The 25,293-nt window shown below is 58.4% G+C and carries 20 protein-coding genes; 10 read left to right on the top strand and 10 right to left on the bottom strand.

The features are described from left to right. Nucleotides 1-5 precede the first annotated feature (5 nt). Together AC1RMF_RS16840 and AC1RMF_RS16835 are read left to right on the top strand one after the other, a co-directional pair. The gene (locus tag AC1RMF_RS16840) at nt 6-1,085 is read left to right on the top strand and encodes a CaiB/BaiF CoA transferase family protein (RefSeq protein ID WP_493142936.1); all 1,080 of its coding nucleotides are present in this window, start codon (nt 6-8) and stop codon (nt 1,083-1,085) included. A gap of 18 nt (nt 1,086-1,103) precedes the next feature. After that, entirely contained in the window at nt 1,104-2,267 is a 1,164-nt protein-coding gene (locus tag AC1RMF_RS16835) for an acyl-CoA dehydrogenase family protein (protein ID WP_493142934.1), read from the top strand. Between the two features lie 851 nt (nt 2,268-3,118). On the opposite strand, the gene AC1RMF_RS16830 is transcribed toward AC1RMF_RS16835, so the two are convergent. Genes AC1RMF_RS16830 through AC1RMF_RS16795 form a run of 8 tightly spaced genes read right to left on the bottom strand, consistent with a single transcriptional unit; the run spans nt 3,119 to nt 13,553 of the window. Next, a complete protein-coding gene (locus AC1RMF_RS16830) occupies nt 3,119-4,141 on the bottom strand; it encodes a phosphotransferase family protein (protein ID WP_493142933.1) in 1,023 nt (340 codons plus the stop codon). Further along, a complete protein-coding gene (locus AC1RMF_RS16825) occupies nt 4,138-5,310 on the bottom strand; it encodes an acyl-CoA dehydrogenase family protein (RefSeq protein WP_493142932.1) in 1,173 nt (390 codons plus the stop codon). Before AC1RMF_RS16825 ends, AC1RMF_RS16830 begins: the two co-directional genes overlap by 4 nt. Nucleotides 5,311-5,330: 20 nt before the next feature. Next, on the bottom strand, nt 5,331-6,101 hold the full coding sequence (locus AC1RMF_RS16820; RefSeq protein WP_493142931.1) for an SDR family NAD(P)-dependent oxidoreductase: 771 nt from the start codon (nt 6,099-6,101) through the stop codon (nt 5,331-5,333). Beyond that, nucleotides 6,101-7,747, bottom strand: coding sequence for a fatty acid--CoA ligase (locus tag AC1RMF_RS16815; RefSeq protein WP_493142930.1), 1,647 nt, complete (start codon nt 7,745-7,747; stop codon nt 6,101-6,103). The genes AC1RMF_RS16820 and AC1RMF_RS16815 overlap by 1 nt, the downstream gene beginning before the upstream one ends. A gap of 42 nt (nt 7,748-7,789) precedes the next feature. Then, entirely contained in the window at nt 7,790-9,967 is a 2,178-nt protein-coding gene (locus AC1RMF_RS16810) for a 3-hydroxyacyl-CoA dehydrogenase NAD-binding domain-containing protein (RefSeq protein WP_493142928.1), read from the bottom strand. Between the two features lie 11 nt (nt 9,968-9,978). Further along, nucleotides 9,979-11,184, bottom strand: a complete 1,206-nt coding sequence (locus tag AC1RMF_RS16805; RefSeq protein ID WP_493142927.1) for an acetyl-CoA C-acetyltransferase — start codon at nt 11,182-11,184, stop codon at nt 9,979-9,981. Nucleotides 11,185-11,244: 60 nt separating this feature from the next. Beyond that, a complete protein-coding gene (locus AC1RMF_RS16800) occupies nt 11,245-11,994 on the bottom strand; it encodes an enoyl-CoA hydratase-related protein (protein ID WP_493142992.1) in 750 nt (249 codons plus the stop codon). A 50-nt stretch (nt 11,995-12,044) separates the two neighbouring features. Then, nucleotides 12,045-13,553, bottom strand: a complete 1,509-nt coding sequence (locus AC1RMF_RS16795; RefSeq protein ID WP_493142926.1) for an acetyl-CoA acetyltransferase — start codon at nt 13,551-13,553, stop codon at nt 12,045-12,047. Nucleotides 13,554-13,665: 112 nt separating this feature from the next. Between AC1RMF_RS16795 and AC1RMF_RS16790 the strand changes: the two genes are divergently transcribed. From AC1RMF_RS16790 to AC1RMF_RS16775, 4 genes are all read left to right on the top strand, one after another. After that, nucleotides 13,666-14,838: a CaiB/BaiF CoA transferase family protein gene (locus tag AC1RMF_RS16790; protein WP_493142925.1), complete on the top strand. Its 1,173-nt coding sequence runs from the start codon at nt 13,666-13,668 to the stop codon at nt 14,836-14,838. A gap of 202 nt (nt 14,839-15,040) precedes the next feature. After that, nucleotides 15,041-17,539 (top strand): winged helix-turn-helix domain-containing protein, encoded by a 2,499-nt coding sequence (locus AC1RMF_RS16785; RefSeq protein WP_493142923.1) that lies wholly within the window; start codon nt 15,041-15,043, stop codon nt 17,537-17,539. A gap of 100 nt (nt 17,540-17,639) precedes the next feature. Further along, complete coding sequence (locus AC1RMF_RS16780; protein ID WP_493142922.1) at nt 17,640-18,830, top strand: acyl-CoA dehydrogenase family protein; 1,191 nt, start codon at nt 17,640-17,642, stop codon at nt 18,828-18,830. Nucleotides 18,831-18,848: 18 nt separating this feature from the next. Next, nucleotides 18,849-19,943: an acyl-CoA dehydrogenase family protein gene (locus tag AC1RMF_RS16775; protein WP_493142921.1), complete on the top strand. Its 1,095-nt coding sequence runs from the start codon at nt 18,849-18,851 to the stop codon at nt 19,941-19,943. A 34-nt stretch (nt 19,944-19,977) separates the two neighbouring features. Here AC1RMF_RS16775 and AC1RMF_RS16770 read toward each other — a convergent pair whose 3' ends face one another. Together AC1RMF_RS16770 and AC1RMF_RS16765 are read right to left on the bottom strand one after the other, a co-directional pair. After that, the gene (locus AC1RMF_RS16770) at nt 19,978-20,775 is read right to left on the bottom strand and encodes an SDR family NAD(P)-dependent oxidoreductase (RefSeq protein ID WP_493142919.1); all 798 of its coding nucleotides are present in this window, start codon (nt 20,773-20,775) and stop codon (nt 19,978-19,980) included. An 89-nt stretch (nt 20,776-20,864) separates the two neighbouring features. Beyond that, entirely contained in the window at nt 20,865-22,013 is a 1,149-nt protein-coding gene (locus tag AC1RMF_RS16765; protein ID WP_493142917.1) for an acyl-CoA dehydrogenase family protein, read from the bottom strand. 126 nt (nt 22,014-22,139) lie between these two features. Here AC1RMF_RS16765 and AC1RMF_RS16760 point away from each other — a divergent pair, with 126 nt between their 5' ends. The 4 genes from AC1RMF_RS16760 (at nt 22,140) to AC1RMF_RS16745 (ending at nt 25,239) form a co-directional block, all read left to right on the top strand. Next, nucleotides 22,140-22,742: an FAS1-like dehydratase domain-containing protein gene (locus tag AC1RMF_RS16760; protein WP_493142916.1), complete on the top strand. Its 603-nt coding sequence runs from the start codon at nt 22,140-22,142 to the stop codon at nt 22,740-22,742. Next, complete coding sequence (locus AC1RMF_RS16755; RefSeq protein WP_493142915.1) at nt 22,739-23,185, top strand: hotdog family protein; 447 nt, start codon at nt 22,739-22,741, stop codon at nt 23,183-23,185. The genes AC1RMF_RS16760 and AC1RMF_RS16755 overlap by 4 nt, the downstream gene beginning before the upstream one ends. Further along, on the top strand, nt 23,182-23,667 hold the full coding sequence (locus AC1RMF_RS16750; protein ID WP_493142913.1) for a PaaI family thioesterase: 486 nt from the start codon (nt 23,182-23,184) through the stop codon (nt 23,665-23,667). The genes AC1RMF_RS16755 and AC1RMF_RS16750 overlap by 4 nt, the downstream gene beginning before the upstream one ends. Before the next feature lie 303 nt (nt 23,668-23,970). Further along, a complete protein-coding gene (locus AC1RMF_RS16745) occupies nt 23,971-25,239 on the top strand; it encodes a Zn-dependent alcohol dehydrogenase (RefSeq protein ID WP_493142911.1) in 1,269 nt (422 codons plus the stop codon). Nucleotides 25,240-25,293 lie beyond the last annotated feature (54 nt).

Below are 25,293 nucleotides of genomic sequence, written 5' to 3'. Positions count from 1 at the left end.
CTGTCATGTCTGGCCCCTTGCATGGAATACGCGTAATTGAATTTGCAGGCATAGGGCCGGCACCGTTCTGTACGATGGTGCTGGCAGATCTGGGCGCCGAAGTGCTCCGCATAGCTCGCCCCGGACAGACTTTGGACAAGTCTGATGTCACTGGGCGGAGTCGTAGTGTCGTTACGCTGGACCTGAGGTCGTCTCAAGGAGCCGTGCACGCATTGGAGTTGGTCGAACGTGCAGATATCCTGATCGAAGGATTTCGTCCCGGCGTGATGGAGCGACTGGGGCTCGGTCCCGAGGTCTGCATGCAACGCAATCCACGCCTGCTCTTTGGACGCATGACCGGTTGGGGCCAACACGGTCCACTGTCACAGGCGGCCGGTCATGACATCAACTACATCGCCCTGACAGGTGCGCTGCATGCCATTGGGCGTGCGGACGAGGGCGGCCCCGTACCACCATTGAATTACGTTGGCGACTTTGGTGGAGGCGGCATGTTGCTTGCAGTCGGCTTGCTGGCTGCATTGCACACGGTAGCCACCACTGGCCGAGGGCAGGTCATCGATGCGGCAATGACGGATGGCGCGTCCCTGCTGTCCGCTTTCATGTACGGGTTCAAGTCACAGGGCCAGTGGAGCAATAAGCGGGGCGACAACATGCTCGATGGCGCCGCCCACTTCTATGACACGTACGCCTGTGCTGATGGCAAGTATGTTGCAGTCGGCGCTATCGAGCCCCAGTTCTATGCACTGCTTCTCGAGCGATGCGGTATCCACGATCCCCAGTTCAACCGTCAGCTCGACAAGACTGCATGGCCAGAACTCAAACAAAAGCTGGCTGCCGTATTCCTGAGCAAGTCACGACAGGAATGGTGTGTCCTGTTGGAGGGAACGGACGCTTGCTTTGCGCCTGTGCTCGATTGGGATGAGGCGCCATTGCACGCACACAATGTGGCCAGGAGAACCTTTACCGAACTCGAAGGTGTGGTTCAGCCCGCGCCGGCACCCCGCTTCTCGCTGACGCCGCCGTCCTCACCTAGACCTGCGGCAATCATTTCCCAGGCCGAAGCATTGGCTGCCTGGACGCGCTAACCCAATCACTGAACCTGTATGACTCCATACCGTAGCCTATTTGACGAAGACCATGCGGCGTTCCGCGACAGCGTACGTCGTTTTTTTGTCCAAGAAGTGGCGCCTCATGTCGAAGCGTGGCGCGAGGAAGGCAGCGTAAGCCGTGAAGCCTGGCTTGCTGCGGGCACGCAATCCCTGCTGTGCATGTGGGCCGATGAGCAATATGGCGGTGCTGGAATTGAAGACTTCCGTTTTGATCAGATTCTGGTCGAAGAGCTCTATCGGTGGGGTGACCCTGGCTTCTATGTCCCGTTGCATAACCGCATTGTTGCGCCCTACATCAACCGGTTTGGAACCCCTGAACAGAAGCAGCGCTATTTGCCTGGTGCAGTGACCGGAGAAAGCATTCTGGCCATCGCCATGACCGAGCCTGGCGCGGGATCGGACCTGGCGGGTATGCGGGCCTCAGCGCGCGATTGCGGTGACCACTGGCTTCTCAATGGCAGCAAGACCTACATATCGAACGGCGTCCTGGCCGATGTGGTCATCGTTGCAGCTCGTACCAATCCGGATTTCCCCCATGGGTTGAGCCTCTTTCTCGTCGAACGGGATATGCCGGGTTTTGAGCGCGGTCGCCGCCTGGCCAAGATGGGAATGGATGCGCAGGATACAGCTGAGTTGTTCTTCAACGACGTTAAGGTGCCCAAGGCCAACCTGCTGGGCACCCCAGGGAAAGGCTTTGCGCTGATGGCAGAGAATTTGGCTGAAGAGCGTCTGTTGTGCGCCGTTCAATCCATTGCCCACGCCCAGGCTGCGTTTGAGTTGACTCTGAACTATGTGAAGGAAAGGCGGGCATTTGGCAAGCCGGTTGCGGCCTTTCAGAACACGCGCTTCAAGATGGCTGAAATGAAGGCCCAAATTGACTGCGTACAGACCTATATTGACCATCTGGTCGTTGTTCATAACGAACATGCGCTAGATGCAGCGTCAGCATCGGCTGCGAAATTGCTTTCCACCGAACTGGAAGGGCGGGTCATGGACGAATGCGTACAGTTGCACGGTGGGATGGGCTACATGGAAGAGTGCCGCATAGCACGCATGTACAGGGATGCACGGATTACCCGGATATTCGCGGGTACGTCCGAGATCATGAAAGAGATCATCGGCCGATCATTGGGCATGGATGAGCGCAAACTGGCCTGACTACGCACGCAGGTCATTTCCTGTCGCGCATCCTGATAGCAATGTATCAGGAGGTACGAGTATGGTAGCCGCGGGCGATTCGGTGACGAAACGGGTAAACAGTCGCTGCAGGGCAGCCATGTACTGCGCAACCTCCGGTTGTGGCAAGCAGAGGAACTGACCACTTTGCATGGACGTCAGGACTTCATCTGCAACCTGTTCTGCGGTGAGCACCCCACCGAGACCGGCGGAACCAGTTGCATATCCGGTCTTACAGACTGCACGGATTGGTGGCATAGGCGGGACACGCTCACGCCATCTTTACCATTGGCGTTTTGCAGCGATTCTGAGATGCCGACGGCAGCACGCTTGGTCGCTCCGTAAGAAACAGATTCCATGATGTTGAGAAGTCCCGATGCTGACACTGCTACCAGAAAGAATCCATCGCCGCGATGCTCCATTTTTCGGAGTGACCGCCCTGGCAGCCCAGACACGGGCCATGCCGTGCAAATGTCACATCCGCTCTCATAGGATGTCCGGTGTCTCAAGGCCCTCGCGTTTGCCAAGAATCCCGACATTGGTGCAGTAGTACGCATCGATACGCCTGAAGCGCTCGCGTGCAAGTGCTGCGAGCCCCTGAACACCGATTTTTTCGCTGACGTCGCTAGCAAAGGCTTCCACAACATTGCCCAGCTCGTCTGCGAGGGACTGTGCAAGTTCACGGCTGACATAAGCTATCGCAGCGGCCTGCGCGCCCCGCTCGGCGTAGCGTCACACCAAGGCCGCACCAATTCGGCTGGCTCCCCCAGTGATGACTGGCACCTTGCCCTTGATTTCCGTATCAGCTTCAACCAACCTCAGTGGTCATTCACTCAGAGATTGCTCTCTTGGGCTACCGCCCAACCGATTTCGGCCAAGGGTTGAACCCGGGCTGCGTTTTCCATGGCATCGGATGCCGCAGCGTTGCCTGCGCGGGCGCGTTCACCGATCCCATGCAGGATGGCAGCAATACGGAACAGGTTGTAGGCAATGAAAAAATTCCAGGGACCATCCAGAACCCGTCCGGTGCGCTGCAGATAACGTGCAACGTAGCTCTTTTCATCGGGAATTCCCAGCGCCTCCAGATCCTGACCGGCAACGCCACGCCAGAGTGAGGCGGGTATGTGCCAGCTCAAGCACTGGTAGGAAAAGTCGGCCAGAGGATGTCCCAGCGTAGAAAGTTCCCAGTCCAGAACAGCAATGACGCGCGGCTCCTGGGGGTGGAACACCAGGTTGTCCATGCGAAAATCACCATGGACGATGGTGGTCTCGTCCCCTGCAGGGATGTTCTGAGGGAGCCAGTCCATCAGCGAAAGCATCGCCTGGGGCAGTGCACCAGCGGATTCGCGGCATTGGCGCGACCACCGGCTGACCTGGCGTTCAAAATAACTGCCTGCCTTGCCATAGTCGGACAGTCCCGCTGCGCTCGGCTGCACGCCATGCAGGGCAGCGATCACACGGTTCATGTCGTCATACATTGCAGTACGTTCTGCCTTAGACAGCCCCGGAAGGGACTGATCCACGAAGACTCTGCCCTCCATGAATTCCATGAGGTAGAACTCGCGCCCCAGGATGGCGAGGTCCTTGCAGTAGGTCAACACGCGAGGAACTGGAATTCCGCACGGCTTGAGTGCCTGCATGACCCGGTATTCCCGATCAATTGCATGAGCGGATGACAACAGGACACCTGGCGGCTTGGTGCGCAGAACTGCCTGCCAGTGTCCGGCTCGAAGCCGGTAGGTCGGGTTTGACTGCCCTCCTGAGAGTTGCGAGATTTCCAGTTGTTCCGTGCCAATCAGACCCTCACTCCGCAGGTAATCTACTAGTGCTGAGTTGTCGAACGCGTTGGCGCTCATGCCGCGGCACCCGCAGCCTTGACGATCTTGCGCGCCATGCTCCAGCGGTGCACCTCGCTTGGGCCGTCATATACACGGAATGCGCGCATGTCCGTAAAGATCCGCATGACTGCGGTTTCACCTGTAACTCCCTGGCCACCGAGAATTTGCACGCAGCGGTCCACGATGCGCCAGAGTGCCTCAGAGCAGGCAACCTTGGCCCGGCTGGATTCGAAGTTGCATTTTTCTCCCTGGTCCAGCAGCCATGCGGTATGCCAGATATGCAGTCTGGCGGTCTGTAGATCGATGTCGTTGTCAGCCAGCATGAAACCAACGCCTTCATGTTCCGCCAGGGGTTTGCCAAACGCCTGACGACGGGATGCATAGGCAACCGCGATGTCGTGAGCGCGGCGGGCCTGACCGAGCCAACGCATGCAATGGGTCAGACGGGCCGGTGCCAGACGTACCTGTGCGTAACGGAAACCCTTGCCAAGTTCGCCCAGAACATCAGCGGCGGGTACGCGCAGATTTTCAAAGCGCAGCACGCCGTGGCCACCGGTGAAACAGCGGTCCATGGCGTCCATGTTCCGTTCCAGCACGATCCCTTTGCGATTCATGTCGGAAAGAAACATCGTCGCCGAGCCGTCTTCCATGCGGGCCATGATGATCGCGTAGTTTGCGCCATCGGCTCCGGTGATGAACCACTTTTGGCCGTTGATGACGTAATGGTCCCCATCCAGTCGGGCCGTAGTGGCCAGCATCGACGGGTCGGCGCCGGCGCCAGGTGCGGGCTCTGTCATCGCAAAGCATGAACGCGTCTCTCCCTGCACCTGGGGGCGCAGCCATCGTTCTTTTTGAGCGGGCGTTGCCACTTCTTCCATGAGGTGGATGTTGCCTTCGTCCGGCGCATGGATATTGAGCGCCGTCGGGCCCAACCACGAATAGCCAGCCTCCTCAAACACTACCGCCTTACCCACATGGCTCAGACCGAGTCCGCCCATTTCTGCTGATGCGTGCGGTGTCAAAAGGCCTTCCAGCTTGGCCAATCCCACCAGTTCCCTGCGCAGTGCTTCGTCGGGGCCGTGTGAGGACTGGCGGGGATCGTTCTCCAAGGGAATAATTTTCCCCGCAATGAATTTGCGTGTGACCTGTTGCAGGTCCGTCAGGTGAGTGGGAAGAGAGAAGTCCATGTCAGTGCAAAAAAATGAGTTCAAAGGGAAGACACCAGATGACCACCATCGACGATCAGGCTCGAGCCAGTCATCCAGCCTGAGGCAGAAGAGGCTAGCAGGAGCAGTGGGCCATCCAGGTCATCGTGATTGCCCAGTCGGCGCATCGGGATGCGGCTGATCATGACCTTGCCGTATTCCTGCTCCCAGAGTTCGCTGTTGATTTCGGTACGGATATATCCCGGTTCCAAGGTGTTGACACGAATTCCGTGGCGTGCCCATTCCAGCGCAAGGTTGCGGGTAAGGTGTGCGACGCCAGCCTTGGACGCGGAATATGCACTCAGTCCCGGCGCAACGCCTTCACCCTGTATGGAACCGATGTTCACGATTACGCCGGAATGGCCGTTTTCCTTCCAGGCTCGCGCCGCCTGGGTTGCCACCAGCCAGGTGCCACGCAAATTGGTATTCATTACCGCGTCAAAAGCTTGCACCTCCTGCTTGAGTGCCAGGCTTTCCCCGGAAATGCCCGCGTTGTTGATCACCACATCCAGCAGAGGTCCGGACCGGTGGATCGCTGCAAAGGCTGCTGCGACTGAGTCCGGATCGGTAACATCCAATGCGAGGTAGTCGACCTGAGGGCTGCCAGCTTGTTGCAATTCGGGGGCGAGTTGTTCCAGCTTTTCCGTGCGTCGTGCACCGAGCACCAGGCGGCACCCACAACGCGCGAACAGACGTGCGAAATGGAGCCCCAGGCCTGAGGATGCGCCCGTAACCAGGACCCGTTTCCCCTTGATCAGTTGCGCGAGATCCATTAAATGGGCTCCTGCTTGTCCAGGTTATCTGCGTGCAGTTGACGCATGCGCTTCTTGTCGAGTTTTCCCACGCTGGTTTTTGTCAGCGAATCGACGAAGCGGTACCGGTCCGGCACGGCGTAGGTGGAGATTGCACCCGTGCCAGCAATTTTCCGCAGGTGCGCCTTCAAGTCATCTGCGGTCAAGCAGCCAGGTTCCTTCGGCACGATGAAGGCCAACGGTCGTTCACCCCACTTGCCATCAGGAACACCGATCACTGCTGCTTCGCGAACGCCTGGATGCTGAAGGATCAGGTCTTCCAGTTCAATCGACGAGATCCATTCGCCCCCGCTTTTTATGACGTCCTTTTGCCGGTCAACCAGATGCAGGTAGCCGTCGTCATCAAAGCGACCAATGTCGCCGGTATGCATCCAGCCACCGGCCCATAAGTTGGCAGAAGCTTCGGGGTTGGCGTGGTAACCCTGGGTCAGGTACGGTGCACGTACAACCACTTCTCCCACAGATTTGCCATCCACCGGTACCGATTGAAGTTCATCGTCTACGACGCGCACCTGGGCCATCAGGATGGGCATGCCTGGTGTCGTGCGCAGTTGAAGTGCCTTTTCCTTGGGATTTTCAGCATCTGCCAAGGTGTCGGTCTTGATCTGGGCCAGCGTCAGCAGGGGGCAGCTTTCCGACATTCCATACCCACAGTAGACATCCACATTGCGGTCAAGCGCCCGCTGCGCCAAAGCGCGCGGCAGGGCACTGCCACCGATGAGGATCTTCCAGCCGCGGAAATCGTATCCCTGAGATTCAGGGGCGGAAAGAATCATGTCCAGAATAGTCGGAACGCAGTGCGAATAGGTGACGCCTTCACGTTGGGCAAGCAGCGCTGCGCTCGAGGGCTCGAATTTTCCTGGGTAGACCTGCTTCCAGCCGCAAAGTGTGGCGATGTATGGATAGCCCCAGGCATGGGCATGGAACATTGGTGTCAGCGGCATGTAGACATCGTTGCGGCTGAACCGGCCGTTTTCGCTGGCCTGCGAGACAGTGGCCAGGACGGTCAGTGCATGCAGTACCAGTTGACGGTGCGAGAAGTAGACCCCTTTTGGCGCTCCGGTGGTTCCGGTGGTGTAGAACGTCGTTGCCCTGGTGTTTTCGTCGAATTCCGGAAATTCATGCGCAGGATCGCCTCCCGCCAGCAGTTCCTCATACTCCGTCGTGGCGCCCATCTCTGCCGGCACGTTCCCATCGTCGCTGAGACACACGATAGTCCGCACGTGTGTCAACTGACAGCGGATTTGTTGCAGCAGCGGCAGGAAATCCACATTGATCAACAATGTTTGCGCGCCTGAATGCTCCAGGGTGTAGGCGATTTGCTCCGGTGACAGCCGGATGTTGGTTTTCATAAGCGTCGCGCCCAACATGGGTACGGCGAAATAGCACTCGAGATACCGATGGCTGTCCCAGTCGAGGACAGCGACGGTGCTGCCCATGCCAACACCGACTTTTGTCAGTCCACTGCCAAGGCGGCCTATGCGTTGGATAAGAGTGGAGTAGTCAAAGCGAACCTTGTCACGGTAGACGATTTCCTTGCGCGAGCGCTGTGCGATGGGCGTCACCAGCAATTGCTTGATCAGCAGCGGAAAGTTGTACGGCGTCATGTTTTGTCTCCCAGAAATACTGGATTCGTAGTGAATGGGCATCTACGCCTTGGCTGTAGCCTGTTCAGGATAGAACTTCTGACCGGACTTTGCTCGATCACGCAGCCATATAGAAGGGCGGAACCGTTCACCGTAGCGCTCGGCCAGGCGATCGCATTCAGTTACGAAAGCGTTCAAGCCGACGGTTTCAATCAACGACAGCGTGCCACCGGTCCAGGCTGGATAGCCCAGGGCGAGGATAGAACCCAGGTCTGCGTCCGCCGGCTCTGTCACTACGCCCTCCTCGACACAACGGGCAGATTCCAGTGCCTGGATATACAGAAGCCGGTTGCGTACGTCGGCCAATTCGGGTTGTGTGGCCGACAGCGGGAAGATGCCTCCCAGGCCATCCCAAAGGCGCTTGGGTTGCCCGTCGGGGAAATCGTAGAAGCCAGATCGGGTCTTGCGGCCGAGTCGATTCAGTCCCACCATGGTTTCCACCACGGGCTGGGCGTGACTGCGCAGGAACTTCTCGGGTAATCGATCTGCAATTGCCTGGTTGATTACTCGCTGTTGTAGGTCCAGTGATACTTCGTCAGTGACTGCAAGAGGACTGGTAGCGAATCCTGCCTGGCGGGCTGCATTCTCGATCAGCGCTGGCCGCACGCCTTCTGCCAGCATGGCCATACCTTCGTCGATATAGGCGCAGAAAATCCGGCTGGTGTAGAAGCCCGGGCTGTCATTGACCACCACCGGGATCTTGCCAAGTTGGGCAACCAGGTCCAGGGCGCGCGACAGTGCACCTTGGGAGGTCTGCTGGCCACATATCACCTCGACCAGTGACATACGCTCCACTGGCGAAAAGAAGTGCAGTCCAATAAATTCGGTCGGATGAGGCCAAAGTGTTGCCAAACCACTGACCGGAAGTGTCGATGTGTTGGATGCCATGACGAAGTCGGCAGACAACGCACCCATCCCGATACGGGCGCGTTCCAGGGCCTGCGCTTTGACCTCGCGATCTTCGAATACGGCCTCGACGACGAAGTCGCACCCAGCCAGGCTGCTGTAGTCATCGGTGGCCGTGATGCGTGCCAGGAAGTCTTCGGCTTCGGAGGCGCTTCTACGGCCGGCTTTGACGTCGCGGGCATATGTCGCAGCAATCTTGGCCTTGCCTGCATCCGCTGAAGCCTGCGACATGTCCAGCAGTACGGTCTCGATTCCCGACGCGGCTGCCACGCTGGCAATGCCGGTGCCCATCATGCCGGCTCCCAGGATGCCGAGCTTTCGGACCGAAGATTTCGGGATGCCTTGTGGGCGGCGGACCAACTTGCGTGCGGAGCCCTTGTTGATGAACAGGGTCCGCATCAGGTTGCGTGCTACCGGGCCAGCCAACAACTTGCCGAAGTGCTTGCGCTCGATTTCCAACGCACGGTCCATGGGGAGCAAGGTCCCTTCGTAGACACTGGACAGGATAGCCGCGGGCGCCGGAAAGTTGTCCTGTGTGTCGCGGCGGATGCGCGCCATGCCGGTGCTGAAACTGTCCATAGCGTGTGGCGCCAGGGCGCCTGCTCCGGCAGGAACTTTGAAACCCTTGCGGTCCCAGGGCTGCTGAAAGCCCGGGTTGGCCAATACCCACTGGCGAGCGACTTCAACAACAGACGCGACGTCCGCAAGTGCGTCGACCAGACCCAGGGACAGTGCCTCGGCTCCGCCGATATGGCGGCCGGAAAGCAGCAGCGGCAGCGCCTTGGGAATGCCGATTAGTCGAGGCAGACGTTGAGTACCGCCGCCAGCCGGCAACAACCCGACGCTGACTTCAGGAAGGCCGACTACAGCCTTTGGATGGTCAACCAGCACCCGGTAATGGCAGGATAGGCACAATTCGTAGCCACCACCTAGTGCCAGGCCATTGATGGCCACTGCCACAGGTTTACCACAGCGCTCGAGATCGCGCATCGCCTTTCCTGCATCGGCTACCAATCCTGCAGCCTGTGAAGGAGATAGACCCTGGTCGTGAACATGTACAAACGCGGTGAGGTCAGCACCCGCGAGGAAGCCGCTGCTTTTGCCAGAGGTGAGCACGGCCCCCTTTATTTCTGGTCGTTTAGTGATCTGGTCGGCAACTTCCTGGAGTTCCTGCGTGAACTCGGGAGTAAATACATTGACGCTGCGTCCTTGCAGGTCGATAGTGACCAAGGCAATGCCCGAGTCGTCGGTTTCAAGTCGGATGTGGTTTCCCATTTTCAGTTGCCTCAGACACGTTCAATGATCAGGGCGGTTGATTGCCCTTGCGCAGCGCACAGCGTGATGAGCGCTCGATTTGCTCCACGACGCTCCAGTTCATCCAGAGCGGTACCCGCAAGGATTGCGCCCGTTGCGCCCAGGGGATGTCCCAGCGCGATCGCACCGCCGTTGGCGTTGATCCGATCACGGTCAATTCCGTAATGACGCATGTAGCGCATGGGAACCGTGGCAAACGCCTCGTTCACTTCAAAGAGGTCGATGTCTTTGATTGCGAGGCCTGCCCGAGCCAGAACACGGTCTGTGACAGGAATAGGGCCGCCCAGGCTTAACAGAGGCTCCGATGCGCAGGTGGCTGCTGCGACAAGTCGAGCGCGCGGACGCAAGCCGGCCTTCTTGCCGTAGTGCCGACTGCCCAAGAGGAACGCGCAAGCCCCATCGACGATGCCGCTGGATGATCCGCCGGTGTGGCTGTGGACTATGGACTCCAGATGCGGATAGCGTTGTAGAACGAGGGAATCGAATCCGGCGTCTCCAGCTGCGGCAAATGACGGCTTGAGCTTGGCCAGGTCCGCTACGGTGGTTGCGCCCCGAATCGTCTCGTCCCGAGTAAGAAGAACTTCACCGAAGGCATCAGTGACCGCGACCAGCGACTTGTCGAACCAACCGGATTCCTGGGCTCGTGCCGCACGGCGTTGACTCTCAACTGCGTAGCTATCCAGGTCTTCACGGCTGAATCGGTCGAGCGTGGCCATCAGGTCAGCACTGACGCCATTGGGCACATAGGGAAACTTGAGCCCCAGCGCAGGGTCGGTATAGGCCGCCCCCCCATCAGATCCGATTGCCACGCGGGACATGGATTCGACACCGCCTCCGATAACCGCATCGGCCTGGCCTGCGGCGATGAGGCCCATGCCCATCTTCAAAGTGTCCAGACCGGAAGTGCAGAAGCGATTCAGCTGGTAACCAGAAATGCCGTCGCCGTAGCCGGCCAGCATCAGCGCGGAGCGCGTGATGTCTGCGCCTTGTTCCCCAACGGGCATGACGACGCCCAGTCCGACGTCCTCTATGTCATCGGGTTCTAATCCGGTGCGCTCCCGCAGGGCGCGCAGCACGCAAGCGGCCAGGTGAACTGGGGGAACAGTGTGGAGCGCTCCGTCAGAACGGCCCCGACCGCGGGGGGTGCGCACATGGTCGTATACATAAACTTGGTTCATGCGGCTGACTCTAAAAGGGCCGCGGGAATATTTCCTCGTCGCATGCGACGAGGAGGTGCGCTAGCGACCCTGCCAGCGTGGCGGGCGCTTCTCGACGAAAGCTCGTGGCCCTTCCTTGTAGTCCTCAGTGGCAGCCACGCGGTTGCGACATTGCACCGTCAACTCGCGCAGTGACCTTTCGTCCAGATCCTGTACGCGTCGGATTACGTTAAGGCTTTCCTGTATCGCGACTGGAGCGTTAGCAGTGATTGAGCGGGCCAGTGCGATCGACTCAGTGACTACCTGTGCGGGTGGTACCAGCCGGTTGACCAGGCCCAGTAACGCCGCACGTTCTGCGCCGATCGGCTTGGCCGTCAACGCCATTTCGGTTGCGATATTGCGCGGCAACAAACGGGGCAGCCGGTACAGTCCACCTGCGGCTGCGATCAGGCCGCGGGCTACCTCGGGCAATCCAAATTCGGCATTGTCGCCTGCAACTACCATGTCGCAAGCCAGCACAATCTCACAGCCGCCTGCCAGCGCCTTGCCATTTACGGCCGCTATCCAGGGTTTGCGTCGGTCGGCATAGACGAATCCGGCAAACCCATTGGCGGTGAACAGGCTGGAGGCCCTGCCAGCTGCGACCTCTTTAAGGTCGGCGCCCGCGCAGAAGACATCCTGTAGCGAGCTTGCAAGGACGACCGCCCAGATCTCCGGATCGGTTTCGGTGCGCGCAACAATGGACTCCATGGCGGCGACGACATCGGCATTAACGGCATTCCGGGCCTGCGGTCGGTTCAGCGTAACAAGGGCAACATGCCCTTCAAGCACCTCGCAGGTAACGACCACGCTATCCAATAATTGGGTGGAATCCGGGGGGCTCACGATACAAGGCTCCAGTTCTGAATGGAATCGGCACCTATGCGAACTTGTCCGATGGTGCCGATGGGATTGGTTTTCAGGCTGGTCAGCAACGCAATGGCCCGGTCATCGTCGGGCAACACGCTTGCCAGCAGGCGTGCCCCCAACGGCGTGCGGGCAACAACGATGCCATGCTGTACCGAACCGTCGCGCCGGTAGAGTACCGTGTACGTTTCAATGCGGGCTGGACCGCTGTATTCTAGGTCGAGGGGGGGGATAGTTCCTCGACGTGCATCTGCAATCGACTGGACGCTGTAGGCCTCGTCCAGCAATGGCGCGCTGGGCGGCGCTGAGGACAGGACCACTGCGTGGTGCTTGGTAAGGTACCCACCCTGTCCGTACAGAAGACCTACCGCCTCATGGCGCCCGCGCAGGCGTCGCACCATGGCTGCTGCTGCATGCGACATGTAGTTGTTCAGCGGTGCGCCAAAGAAACTCAGCCCGCCCGTGCAAGTCAAAGTTGCATCAGCTGGCAGGGCAAGGGTACGACGAGCCATCTTGGGAACTACTGGGAAGCAGCTATACAACTCCAGGGCCGAGAATTTCCCGCGATCCCCTACCTGTTGCAATATCCGCTCGAGCACTGCATCCTGGGCGTGTACACGCGTATATTGATCCCGCTCCAGGTAATCCGCTGGTTCCTGCGCGGCCGCCCCACACCAGAGGTAGATTAACCGGTTCTCCGGTATGCCGCTGCGCAAGGCATTGCCACGCGTCGTCAACAGTACAGCCGCACCTTGATTGACTAGGGGGTTTGCGACCATGCGCACCGTATACGGCCAGGCTACCAATCGGTTGGTGGCCGTGGGTGTTGTAATCGCGGTGGCATCCCATGCATTCCGGCTCCAGGCGTAGGGATTTTCGGCCGCTGTCGCTGCGCAACGTTCCCATACTTGGCCGGATTCGGATAGCCCCTGTTCCGGCGTCTGGCCCCAGGAATGCTGTACCGCGTTCTCATACAGCGGGTATACGGTTGCCGGCGACGCAACTCCCAGCTGAACGGCGGTTCGGTTCAGATAATCTGTTCCGCGAATTAGCTTGGCTCCCGGGTCGCGAGCAGACCAGGGCAAGTCTGCTCCCTGCTTCTGTGCAGCGGTAACCGCATACTGTGCTTCTGCTCCCGTTACCGCCGCGACATCGGAATCACCTCGCCAAATCCGCAACGCCGCCTCATGGATGAACTTGACGGGTGTCTCGCCGCCGACGGGGCCATAGTTACAACGGTTGGGCTGTATGCCCAGTCGACTGGCCAGTTGGGCAGGGGCATCCCGGTAAGGCCAGGAAAATTCTTGGATAACGTCGAGGGAGTCCAGTTTTCCCAGCAACGGAACGCCGGCATCGGACTCTGCTGCTCGCAGAGCGGACTCCATCAGCTCCAGGGGTTCCAGAACTTCGGTCAGGTTCTTGGAATGCTGGGTAATTTCACCGGTCCCGACAATGACAGGGGTTCGGTCAAGAAATGTATTCATTAGGGAACTGTAGGCGGTGCGATCGTCGGTCGCACTCGTCGGTTGCGACGATGACCGCTGTACCTGTGCGGCCTAAGCTCCCAGTTCAGCATCATCACTTCGCCAGGAATACATGAGCCAGTCCATTCTGAACGGCATGCGCATCGCCGACATGTCCACCGTCATCTTCGGCCCGTATTGCACCCAGATCCTGGGTGACCTCGGCGCTGAAATCATCAAGATTGAAACCGATGGGGGCGACATCAATCGCAACATCGGAAAGTCGGCCCAGACGCCTCTGATGGGGCCGCTCCACATGCGCATGAACCGGGGTAAGCGCTCCGTCAATTGGAACCTGAAATCGCCAGAGGGGCGAAAGGCCATGGAGGCATTGCTCGCTACCAGTGATATCTTCATTCACAATGTTCGCCAGGATGCGATAGATCGCGCAAAACTGGATTACGAAACCGTACGCAAGATCCGACCGGACATCATTTACGTCCATTGCACTGGATTCGATACGCGCGGTCCCAAATCCGGTCTGCCGGCCTACGACGACATCATCCAGGCGGCGTCCGGCGCTGCATCGCTGTTGCCTCGTGCCGATGGCAATCCTGCTCCGCGATTCATGCCCATGGCAATGGCGGACAAGGTCTCTGGCCTGCACGCAGTCTATGCGGTTCTCGCGGCCGTGATCCACAGGCTCCGCACAGGAGAAGGTCAGCATGTGGAAGTGCCGATGCTGGAGTCTGTGGCCAGCTTCAACCTGGTGGATCACCTCTATGAGCGTACATTTGTGCCGCCAATTGGCGGTACGGGATACGCCCGTCAGCTAGATCCGACCCGTCAGCCCATGAAAACCAAGGACGGCTACATCGTGGTCGCTCCGTATCAGGATGGACGTTGGATCCGCTTCCTTGAAATCGTAGGCCGCCTGGACATCCTTCAGGAGCCGGGGCTGACGACACTAATGGACAGGCGTGAAAACGCTGACCGACTGTACCGATGCATGGCGAGTTGCCTGCCGCAAAAAACTACTGACGAGTGGCTGCAGATATTTGTCGACAACGAAATTCCTGCCAGTCGGGTGAATTCCCTTGACGATTTGCTGGTGGATCCGCAGCTGGTTGCTTCTGGACTCTTCACCGAACGTGAGCACCCGACGGAAGGGCGCTATATTGAAGTACGTCCGCCGATCCGCTTTTCATCCATGGAATACCCGGAGTTCCTGCATCCCCCGACTATCGGTCAGCACTCGGTCGAGGTTGCAGCCGAGCTGGGAGTGGCGATGCCGCAGCCCAAATGAGGCCTGACAAGTCGACCCTTGCGCACGGTTCATGCCAGAATTCGGTGTGACTTCCACAGGCGTTCCCCTTTACAAGCTTAGTGCACCCCAGGCACCGGTGTCCCAGCTGCCGAGAACCGGTCTTCTGGGACGGGTGGCTGCGGCCGCATCTGCACGGCTGATCCTGCTGGGGGCGCCCCCAGGATTTGGCAAGACGACCCTGATGCAGCAGCTTCGCGGCAGCCTGGTGGCACAGGGGTGTGACACGATTTGGCTGAATCTGGACGCATCCGAAAATGACGCTGCGCGTTTTCTGATCACCTTGCGGGCGGCCTCCAGACGTCCGGACCCTGACTCGCTGGCGGGTGACAGGCTGGATCTCGATCCCATTGCGGCTCTTGCGACTCGCACCGATCGATTCGCACTCTTTCTTGATGACTTCGAATCGATTCACGAGGCCTCGGTGTTGGCACTGGTTCGCTCAGTCATCGAACAATTGCCACGCTCTGGCATGGTTGTGATCGGTTCGCGCAGCCTGCCAGACCTTGGTCTGAGTCGAATGCGGGCCCAGGGCCAGTTGCTTGAACTTGACGCTGACAGCCTGCGTTTTTCACCGGACGAGGTTGAGACCTATTTCAAGCTGCGTGGGCAACGTCTGCAGGCGGACGTCGTGAGCAAACTTCACGAGAAGACCGAGGGTTGGATCGCGGCCCTCTGGCTCGCATCGCTGGCCATGGAGCGGCCCGGTCGCGAGGGATATGAGTTTGTCGAGCAGTTTTCCGGCTCCAACCGGACCATCGCAGACTATCTGGCTGACAACGTGCTGGCTCATCAGGAGCCGGAAGTCCGTGAGTTCCTACTGCGGACAAGTGTCTTGCGGCAGGTTAACGCTGAAGTCGCCCGGGCACTGCTGCCTCGCACGGACGTTCAACCCATCCTCAAGCGGCTGGTGAGCCAGAGCCTGTTCCTGGTGTCGGACGGAGACGAAGGCACTTACCGATATCACAGACTGGTGGCGGATTTCCTTCAGGCGCGTCTTCTGCGTGACGACCCTGAAGTCGTGCCGCGTCTGCACCTGGCTGCTTCAGGATGGTATGAGGCTCAAGGGCGCATAGTCCCTGCGATTGACCATGCTATCGAAGGTGGTGATTTCCCTTACGCACTCGAATTGCTTCAGGGACACACGCAGCGTTTCCTGGAAGGAGGACGGCTGCGTCTGCTGGCACGTTGGTTCCAAGCGATGCCGCTGGACCTGGTACGTGCAAATCCGATCATTCATTGCGCCTCCGTATGGGCCAAGTTGTTTACGCAGGGCCCAGCCGGCGCAGCTGGCGAGCTGGAGTACGCACGTGAGTCGGCAATCAAAGACCCAATCGCCGCCGCGCACGTGAACGCCCAGGGACCTCTGTATATGGCGATGTTGGACAGGTACGAGGAAGCCCTTGAGCAAGGTGTGAAGAACCTGGAGCGAATGCCGACCTGCAACGAGTTCGCGGATAGTGTCCTACGCGATTGCATGGCCAATGTGTTTTCCGTCATGGGGGACCGTCGCCGCGCCCAGGATTTGATCGATCAGTCCAGGCGCGTTCCCGGCGCATTCAACCAAATGTATGCAGAGTCGGTTGAAGGCCTGCTAGACGTCCAGGGTGGGCGGTTGCGAGAAGCCACAGCACGATTCCGGATGGCGGTGACAGCAAGCAGCAATACAAGGCGGAACTTCACCGGTGGCAATGCCTGGGCTGGCGTGCTCTATGCAACGACACTTTATGAAGCCAACGAACTGAGCCGGGCAGAGCAATTGGTCAATGTTTACCTGCCATTGGCCTGTGATGTGGGCCTACCAGGGCACATGATTGCCGGTCACATGATCCGCACGCGGATTGCATTCAACCGGGGTGACATTGCAACTGCGTTCGAGACGCTGACCGCTCTTGAATACCTGGGGCACCACCGAGGATTGCCTCGGCTGGTATTGACGGCCAAGATCGAACGGGGGCGTCTGCTTCTGTTGCAAGGCAATGCTCAGGCGTCAAAGGAGGAGATTGATCGTGCCGATGTACCTGAGGTCTGGGGGCGTATCCGACGATTGTGGTTGCCCGCCAATGACACGGATTTTCTGCCCATAGCGCGAGCTCGCTGGGATTTGCATTTTGGTGATGCGCGCGCCGCGCTGGCGTTGATTGATCGCGAGTTGCTAGAGGCCACCGAACTCAGCCGTCAGCGCCGCGTCCTCAAACTCAAGTTGCTTCGCTCAATCGCGCTGCAGCGCACAGGGGATCCGTCCGGCGCTGCAGAAACCATCGCCGGGGTGCTGCGGCAGGCGGCGGGCGAAGGTTTTGTCCGGCTTCTTGCGGATGAGGGGCCGGTACTGGGTCGCATGGTCAAGCATTTCCAGGAACTATTGCTGGAAATGCCCGCAAGGCGCAGTGATCCAGTGTTGCTGGAGTACCTGCAGCGCCTTCTGGACGCGTTCGGGCCACTGCCACCTTCCGACAACAGTTCAGTGACACCCACAGAGTCCTTGATGGAACCGTTGACGCGCAAGGAGTTGCAGGTTCTGCAATTGGCAGCCGAGGGGTACTCGAATGCCGCCATGGCCGAAAAACTGGCACTTACCGACAGTACAGTGCGAACCCACTTGCGCAATATCAGTGCCAAGCTCAATGCCAAGAGCCGTGCCGAAGCCGTGGCTATTGCACGCCGGCTCGGCGTAATTCGCTGACGCCAGCTCCTGTTTCGGTGGTCGCATAGGGGTCGTCGATATAGACGATGTGGCGACCAACATTTCCCCATACGATGCCGTGTATTAGTGGGAGAAACACATGGACTTACGTTTGCGTCCGGAGCATGAAGCATTTCGGGCAGAGATTCGGGAATTCATACATCGCTTCGGACACCTGTCCGCGCCAACGGTGCCTGGGCAGCGACCAGGCCCGGAATTATTGCAGTGGCAAAAGCTCTTGCTGGAACATGGGTTCGCGGGCCGCAACGTCCCTCGTGAGTTTGGAGGATATGGTGCCCAGGTCGATGTAATGGAGCAGCATCTGATCGTCGAGGAGTTCACTCGGGCCGGCATTGCGCTGGGAATCGGCAATCAGGGGATTTCCATGCTGGTGCCAACGTTGCTTGCATTGGGAACGGAAGAGCAGAAACGGCAGTACATTGCCCCCACACTGCGCGGAGAAATGGTCTGGTGCCAAGGCTATTCTGAGCCCGGTGCGGGTTCAGACCTTGCTGCGCTGCAGACACGTGGTGTCGAAGATGGGGATGACTTTATCGTGAATGGCCAGAAAATCTGGACGTCCACGGCGCACGAATCCGACATGATTTTCTGCCTGGTGCGCACAGAGCCCGGCGCGAGCAAGCATGCTGGCATCAGCTATCTGTTGTTCTCTATGCGTACACCAGGCATCACCATCCGGCCATTGAAGACCATGACCGGACGTTCCGAATTTAATGAGGTGTTCCTTACCAACGTGAGGGTGCCCCGACAGCAGATATTGGGTGCCCGGGGCGACGGCTGGAAGGTGGCCAATGAGACGCTTCGTCATGAAAGGGCCTACCTGGCGAACCCTGGACTTCTCGCTCAACGCTATGCTGAGATGGTCAAGAGGGTAGTACATGAGCAGGGAAATGCGCAGGGAAGAATAGAGGAACCAGTGCTGCTGGATCGTTTGATGGCATTGCAGGGGCGGGTGCTAGCCCAGCAATGCCACGGCATGCGGCTTCTGACCCTCGCTGATCGTGGTCAGGATCCGGGTCTCGCCGGGCTGATAACCAAACTGCAGGGCTGTGAAATCAGATACCAGCTTTCCAACCTGGCGTTGGATTCGATGGAGCAAGCCAGCCTGCTTGTCGGTGGCGGTGACGAAGTCAGGGACAACGGGCTGTGGCAAGAGCGAAATGGTCTGGATCTCGGACTGATCATTGGTGGCGGAACCGCGCAGGTCCAGAAAAACATCATCGCCGAGCGAGGGTTGGACATGCCGCGTGAACCGAAATTGGCAGCCTGAAACCACAGAGGAAAAGAGATGGAATTCGCGTTATCACAGGACCAGGTCCTGATGCAAGACAGTCTGCGCCAGGCGCTTTCAAGGGCTTGTCCCCTCGAGCGTGTCAGGACCATGGCCGGTCAGCCGGCCGGATTGGCCGCTCAAGTATGGGACGTGGTATGCGAAATGGGCGTACCTGGGCTGCTTGTTCCAGAAGAGCATGGAGGCTTGGGGTTATCGATGCTGGATGCGGCGCTGGCTTCCGAAGAACTAGGGCGGCGGGTAGCGCCCGTGCCTTTTCTCGGAACCTCGGCTCTGGCCACGCTGGCACTCAGTCATTGCGCCAACGAGGATTTGAAGGCTCACTGGCTACCACGGCTAGCCTCTGGTGAGGTACGCATGGGCGTAGCTGTGTCCGAGGCGATGTGTGGTGCCCGAGATGGCGCAGGAATCCGTGCCGAAGGGCTGCAGCTGAGTGGCAGCGCCCACTTTGTCCTGGATGGCGCAGGCGCAGATGCATTTGTTGTAGCGACTACGAATGGTGCTTTGTATCTGGTGGAAGCCAGTTCGAACGGTATTTCATGCGTCGATCAGGGGGGGATAGACATTTCCCGGCCCCTGAGCAAGTTGACACTGACTGGTGTCAAGAGTCAGCTGCTGAGTGTTGCCGGGGACCCGCTGCTAGAGCGGCTGCGTACGGCGGCCTGGATTCTTTTGGCCGCTGACTGCATGGGGGCCGGATGGGCCATGATCGAAAAATCCGTTGCCTACACGCGAGACCGAAAGCAATTTGGACGCGCAATCGGGACGTTCCAGGCTGTCAAGCACATGTGCGCGGAGATGGCGGCCGAGCTGGAAATCAAACGGGCAATCGTCTGGTATGCAGCTTATGCTTTTGATACCCTGCCGGAGCAGGCCCCCATGTACGCGGCACATGCCAAGGCCCTGCTATCGGACGCAGGGCAATTCGTCGCTCGGACCTCGACAGAGGTCCACGGGGGAATAGGCATTACAGACGAGTTGGGCTTGCATTACTGGTTCAAACGAATCCAGATGGACCGTCAGATGTATGGCAGTGCTCCAGTAGCCCGAATGCACGCAGCGAAACTGCAGCAACTGGTACTCGTGAACTAGCACGAGAGGCGTCTGGGTTGTTTATCTCTTAGGGTCAACGGGGGGCCATGCGGATGGCACCGTCAAGTCGAATGCTTTCGCCATTGACATAGCCATTGGTCAGCAGCGTTTCGACCATTGCAGCGTATTCCGCGGGTTTTCCCAGTCGCTTTGGAAAAGGCACCGACTCACCCAGCGCCTGTAGAACATTTCCTGGCAGGGAAAGCAGCAATGGTGTCTCAAATATGCCAGGCATGATGGTGTTGATGACGCGAATGCCTTCTCCCATCAAATCGCGCGCCATTGGGAGCGTCATGCCAAGGATGCCACCCTTGGATGCGCTATAGGCCGCCTGGCCGATCTGTCCATCCTGGGCCGCGACAGAGGCAGTATTCACAATGGCGCCACGTTCTTTCGAGTCGTACTCGTCTTCCAGCGGTGCGAGTGTGAGCATGCCCGCTGCAGATTTGGCGGCACAACGGAATGAGCCAATCAGATTGACCAGAATCGTCTGTTCAAACTTGTCGAGCGGAAAATGCGTGATGTCTCCGGTCTTGCGATCACGACCTGCTGTCTTGTACGCCGGTCCGATACCGGCGCAATTGACCAGAATGCGTTCCTGCCCATTCTTTCCACGGGCGCGCGCGAAAGCGCTGTCCACCTGCGCATCTTTAGTCACGTCTACCTGGCAGAAGACACCGTCGACTTCTCGAGCGATGGCTTCGCCCAGGTCAGCGTTGAAGTCAAAAATTGCAACCCTTACGCCTTGGGAGGCCAACCTGCGAACGGTTGCGGCGCCCAGTCCGGAAGCTCCGCCGGTTACAACTGCAGATAGGGAGGAGTTAAGTTTCATGGTTCGACAGATGCGAGGGTTGGGGAAGGTGACTTAATTCATATAAACCGATGTGCCTGGGCATCCGGGCCAGGGGGAGGCGATGGCGCTCAGCGTTTGGGAAGTGTGTTCTCGGTCTTGCAAATGATGGTCAGCATGATCTCGTCGGCGCCTCCACCGATGGAGCTGAGACGGCCGTCGCGGTAAAAGCGTGAGACTAGGTTGTCCCGAGTGAAACCCATTCCCCCCCAATATTGCAAACAGGCATCGCACACTTCGCGAATCAGTCGGCCGGCCTTTAGCTTGGCCATGGAGGCAAGACGGGTGACATCGTTACCTGCAACGTACTCATCCACAGCCCGGTAGGTCAGCGAGCGCAGGGCTTCCACCTCGGTTCGAAGCTCTGCCAATCGAAAATGCACGACCTGATTAGACAGAACGCTGTGGCCAAAGACCTGCCGTTGGCTGGTGTACTCGATGGTGGCATCTATTACCCTGTCGAGAATTCGCAGGTTGCGGGCTGCGCCCCAGAGCCTCTCCTCCTGGAATTGCAGCATCTGGTATGTGAACCCCTTGCCTTCTTCACCGATAAGGTTGCTGCGCGGTACTCGGACGCTATCGAAGAAAAGCTGCGCAGTATCCGATGAATGCATCCCCAGTTTTTCAATCCGCTGCCGAGTGATCCCAGGTGTATCCATCGGAACAACGATCAGGCTTTTGTTTCGGTGGATCGGGCCTTCGCCGGTGTTCGCTAGCAGGCAGCACCAATCGGCCTGCATGCCATTGGTTATCCACATCTTTGTGCCATTGATGACATAGTCACCACCGGATACTTCGGCTCTGGTCTTGAGGGATGCAACATCAGACCCCGCACCGGGTTCGCTGACGCCAATACAACCCACCAGTTCACCCGTGACGGATGGCGCGAGGTACTGCTCTTTAAGTTCTGCGCTGCCAAAGCGAGCCAGGGCAGGGGTGCACATATCAGTCTGCACGCCGATTGCCAGGGGGACGCCACCGCAGTCGCAGTCACCCAGAGCCTCGGCCATAGCCAGGGAATAGGTGAAGTCCAGGGAAAGCCCCCCGTACTGCTCGTCGTATTTGATGCCCAGCATGCCCAGGTCGCCCAGCTTCTTAAAAACTTCATGGGCGGGGAATTGCTCTGCGCGTTCCCAATCCGGAACATGGGGGTTGATTTCTTCACGGACGAAGCGGGAAACGGAGTCGGCGATTTGGCGATGTTGTTCTGTGTATTGCATAGGTCCTCTGAGGTGTCCCTGCACCTTAGTTGCACCTTGCCAGCTGCGTATCGTCGCATTCGACGATACGGGGTCGACCTGGCGTCCATACAGTGCGGGAGACCAATCCCATTTCACCCACATACTGTGAACCAGCCTTACACGCAGAAAACCGACCATACGGAAGATTGGATGGCGGCATGGAAACCCATGGTCGATGCCGTCGGACGTGAATTTGATGAAGAGCCGCCGGCATTCCGTGCGGATCGGATAGAGGCGAGCGCGGTTCGTCGCTATCTGGAACCATTGGAGTTCGACAGCCCACTTCATTACGATCTGGAATGCGCACAGTCACATGGCTACCCGAATATCGTGGTGCCAACCTCGGCGCTCCCGACCTTTGCCATGAGGCCGATGTGGGCTCCCGGGCTCGTACTGTTCGATTCCGAAGAGCGAAACGCGCAGTCGGCGAGTAGCGCAGTATCCGGAATCTTGACGGGTCTGGAGCCGCCAACCAGTGGCTACTTTGCGACCAACTATGACGTTGACTACCTCAGCCCCGCCTTTGTGGGAGATAGATTGGCCCGCCATGGGGCAAAGTTACTGGCCTGCAGTCCTCGCTCTACCAAGGTCGGGCGGGGGGCATTCCTGACCTGGCAGTCTCAGATCATCAAGGAGAACCTGGAAGTAGTTGCGATCCTACGCACGACATATTTTCGATACGTCCCCCATCCTGGAACCAAGCCATGAGGCAGTCGACTATTCGCACCTGGCGTGAATTGCAGGTTGGTGAGCAATTGCCCGTACTGCCGTTTCCACTGACTGTGTACCGCCTTGTAATGGCAGCGGGCGCGAATCGGGACTTCAACGCTATTCACCACAACCCGGACATTGCCCGTGCCACAGGTGCACCAGACATATACGCAAACACCCTCTTGTTGCAAGGCATGTGGGAGAAGGCTATTCGCAATGTGATTGGACCGGCAGGCGCGATTCGTAGACAGACTGGGTTTCAGATGCGGATATTTAACATCCCTGGTGATACGGTCTGGGTCAAAGCATCGGTTGAACGGAAATGGCAGGACGGGCCTGAATTCTGGGTGGAGTTCAAGATTTGGTCGGAAAATCGGCTGGGAATATCCGTAGGGCCCGGGACCATTGCCGTGACGATGCCTGGAGGCCTGGACTCATGAGCCGGACATCATCCACTACAGGCGCCCGCATCCTGCCCTCCATACCTGAAGACTTTGATCCCTATCAAGCGCGCAGTCCATTTAACGCGATTCTGGGCGCCGTCAACGCCCGCATGGAACCGGATGGTGCCATTACCCTGGGTCTGTGGGTGCAGGAACTGCACTTGAATCACCAAGATTCTATGCACGGCGGAATGGTCACCAGTCTGGCAGATACAGCGATGGGTAACCACGCATCCCGTGCGACCCAGGGTGGCATCGTTACTGTGCACCTGTCGGTAGATTATTTCGCCCGCGTCAAACGGGGTGACTGGCTTCAGGTTCGCAGCCGGATGGACAGGAAAGGCAAGCGCATACTGTTCCTTGCATGTACGGGAACTGTGGGGGAGGAGGTCGTCTTTCGGGGCAACGGTGTTTTTTCCGTGTTGGGCCGTAACGACCGTGTTCCGGGGACAGAAGAAATCGCGGATTCCCAAGACTGATACAAGCAACGTTGTGCCAATCAAGAGACGGAGTTCGTGAAACGCCTTCCTTGCCTTTCCCGAAAGCCGACTCGTCGAGGCCAGCAGTGCGTTGCAAACATACAGTCGCCCGTGGCAACTGAAGAATTAACGTATGGCGCAATAGCGCCGTATTGGCACGGCGAAGCATTCCACATTTGCCCCACCCCAGTGACAAGCGGCTTCCGACTGCAGATCGAGGATCGATGCGGCTTGCTTTCGCATTAAGGATGGGTTCATGGGATTGCAACCTCTATGCAACTGAATTATCAAAGGAGATCATCCATGAAAGCAGCCATCCTGCACCAGACCGGAACACCGTTGACTATTGAGGACATCTCTCTGGATATGCCAGGTCCGCGTGAAGTACTGGTTAGGACGGCTGCGGTTGGCATCTGCCACTCTGACTTGCATTTTGTAGAGGGCGCTGTTCCATACCCCCTGCCAGTAGTCCTTGGACACGAGGCCTCCGGCATCGTCGAGGCGGTTGGGTCCATGGTCCAGACGGTGAAGCCAGGTGACCATGTAGTGACCTGTATCTCTGCCTTTTGTGGTCACTGCGATTATTGTGTTGAGGGGCGCATGTCGCTATGCGTATCGCCGGAGACGAAACGTGGCGCCGAAGAGGAGCCACGCTTGCGTTACCGCCGTCCGGCCATGCCGTCCACGCCGCTGCCGCAGTTCATGAATCTGTCCGCTTTTGCTGAACAGATGCTGGTGCATGAAAACGCAGTTGTTCCTATCCGACGTGATATGCCGTTGGACCGCGCGGCGCTTCTGGGCTGCGCGGTTCTGACTGGAACCGGGGCCATCTTCCATACTGCCAAGGTACGTCCCGGCGATACCGTTGCAGTGATCGGTTGCGGAGGTATCGGTCTCTCCACTATCAATGGCGCGGTGCTCGCCGGTGCCAGTCGGATCATCGCCGTTGACATGCAAGACAGCAAACTCGAACTCGCGCGCACATTCGGAGCCACCGACGTGGTCAATCCGCGCAACGGGGATCCGGTGCAGCAAGTGATCGAACTAACAAAGGGTGGAGTGCACTACTCGTTTGAATGTATCGGGCTGAAGCAGACCGCTGAGCAGGCCTTTGGCATGCTGCGTCGGGGCGGGACTGCCACAGTGATCGGCGTCCTGAAAATTGGAACCAAATTGGAACTGGACTCCTACGCCCTGCTGCATGAACGGCGAATCCAGGGTTCTTACATGGGCTCTAGCCTTACCGATAAGGCTAGTACCAGTTCGAATGCGACGGAAGCACTCGTTACAACGCTCAGGAGTTGGTTTGTCCAGCCTGACTTTAGGGGCTGTGCGTTTTTGAATGCCGCCGCTGAGCTGGGTTCAGCCGACCCCGAGATATTGAAAGTTGTCTGTCGACACAAGCAAGAAATGTCGTCTGTTTTAGATGAGTTCTTCAGTGGAGGCGCTTTGTCTGTGGGGCGCAAGTTGTCGCTCGTGATAGACGGCGCCATCGTTCACGTACAGATGGGCAGGCCTGTTGATGAAGTGTTGGAGGACTTTAAAGTCTCAGCCGAGGCCATTGTGGCCTGACAGGGGTACATCGAAGGAGGCAGCAGCTACGGGCCAGGTGCAGTCACTTGCCAA

The organism is Rhodoferax sp. GW822-FHT04A08 (assembly GCF_058801025.1).
This window is presented reverse-complemented; position numbering and strand designations above follow the sequence as displayed.

Bases quoted from the DNA above. Each gene is read 5' to 3' on its own strand.
- AC1RMF_RS16750 (WP_493142913.1), top strand. From the start codon at position 23,182: ATGAGCCGGACATCATCCACTACAGGCGCCCGCATCCTGCCCTCCATA.
- AC1RMF_RS16820 (WP_493142931.1), bottom strand. From the start codon at position 6,101: ATGGATCTCGCGCAACTGATCAAGGGGAAACGGGTCCTGGTTACGGGC.
- AC1RMF_RS16780 (WP_493142922.1), top strand. From the start codon at position 17,640: ATGGACTTACGTTTGCGTCCGGAGCATGAAGCATTTCGGGCAGAGATT.
- AC1RMF_RS16805 (WP_493142927.1), bottom strand. From the start codon at position 11,184: ATGAACCAAGTTTATGTATACGACCATGTGCGCACCCCCCGCGGTCGG.
- AC1RMF_RS16785 (WP_493142923.1), top strand. From the start codon at position 15,041: ATGCAGCAGCTTCGCGGCAGCCTGGTGGCACAGGGGTGTGACACGATT.
- AC1RMF_RS16770 (WP_493142919.1), bottom strand. From the start codon at position 20,775: ATGAAACTTAACTCCTCCCTATCTGCAGTTGTAACCGGCGGAGCTTCC.
- AC1RMF_RS16795 (WP_493142926.1), bottom strand. From the start codon at position 13,553: ATGAATACATTTCTTGACCGAACCCCTGTCATTGTCGGGACCGGTGAA.
- AC1RMF_RS16790 (WP_493142925.1), top strand. From the start codon at position 13,666: ATGAGCCAGTCCATTCTGAACGGCATGCGCATCGCCGACATGTCCACC.
- AC1RMF_RS16775 (WP_493142921.1), top strand. From the start codon at position 18,849: ATGGAATTCGCGTTATCACAGGACCAGGTCCTGATGCAAGACAGTCTG.
- AC1RMF_RS16765 (WP_493142917.1), bottom strand. From the start codon at position 22,013: ATGCAATACACAGAACAACATCGCCAAATCGCCGACTCCGTTTCCCGC.
- AC1RMF_RS16830 (WP_493142933.1), bottom strand. From the start codon at position 4,141: ATGAGCGCCAACGCGTTCGACAACTCAGCACTAGTAGATTACCTGCGG.
- AC1RMF_RS16840 (WP_493142936.1), top strand. From the start codon at position 6: ATGTCTGGCCCCTTGCATGGAATACGCGTAATTGAATTTGCAGGCATA.
- AC1RMF_RS16825 (WP_493142932.1), bottom strand. From the start codon at position 5,310: ATGGACTTCTCTCTTCCCACTCACCTGACGGACCTGCAACAGGTCACA.
- AC1RMF_RS16745 (WP_493142911.1), top strand. From the start codon at position 23,971: ATGAAAGCAGCCATCCTGCACCAGACCGGAACACCGTTGACTATTGAG.
- AC1RMF_RS16755 (WP_493142915.1), top strand. From the start codon at position 22,739: ATGAGGCAGTCGACTATTCGCACCTGGCGTGAATTGCAGGTTGGTGAG.
- AC1RMF_RS16815 (WP_493142930.1), bottom strand. From the start codon at position 7,747: ATGACGCCGTACAACTTTCCGCTGCTGATCAAGCAATTGCTGGTGACG.
- AC1RMF_RS16810 (WP_493142928.1), bottom strand. From the start codon at position 9,967: ATGGGAAACCACATCCGACTTGAAACCGACGACTCGGGCATTGCCTTG.
- AC1RMF_RS16835 (WP_493142934.1), top strand. From the start codon at position 1,104: ATGACTCCATACCGTAGCCTATTTGACGAAGACCATGCGGCGTTCCGC.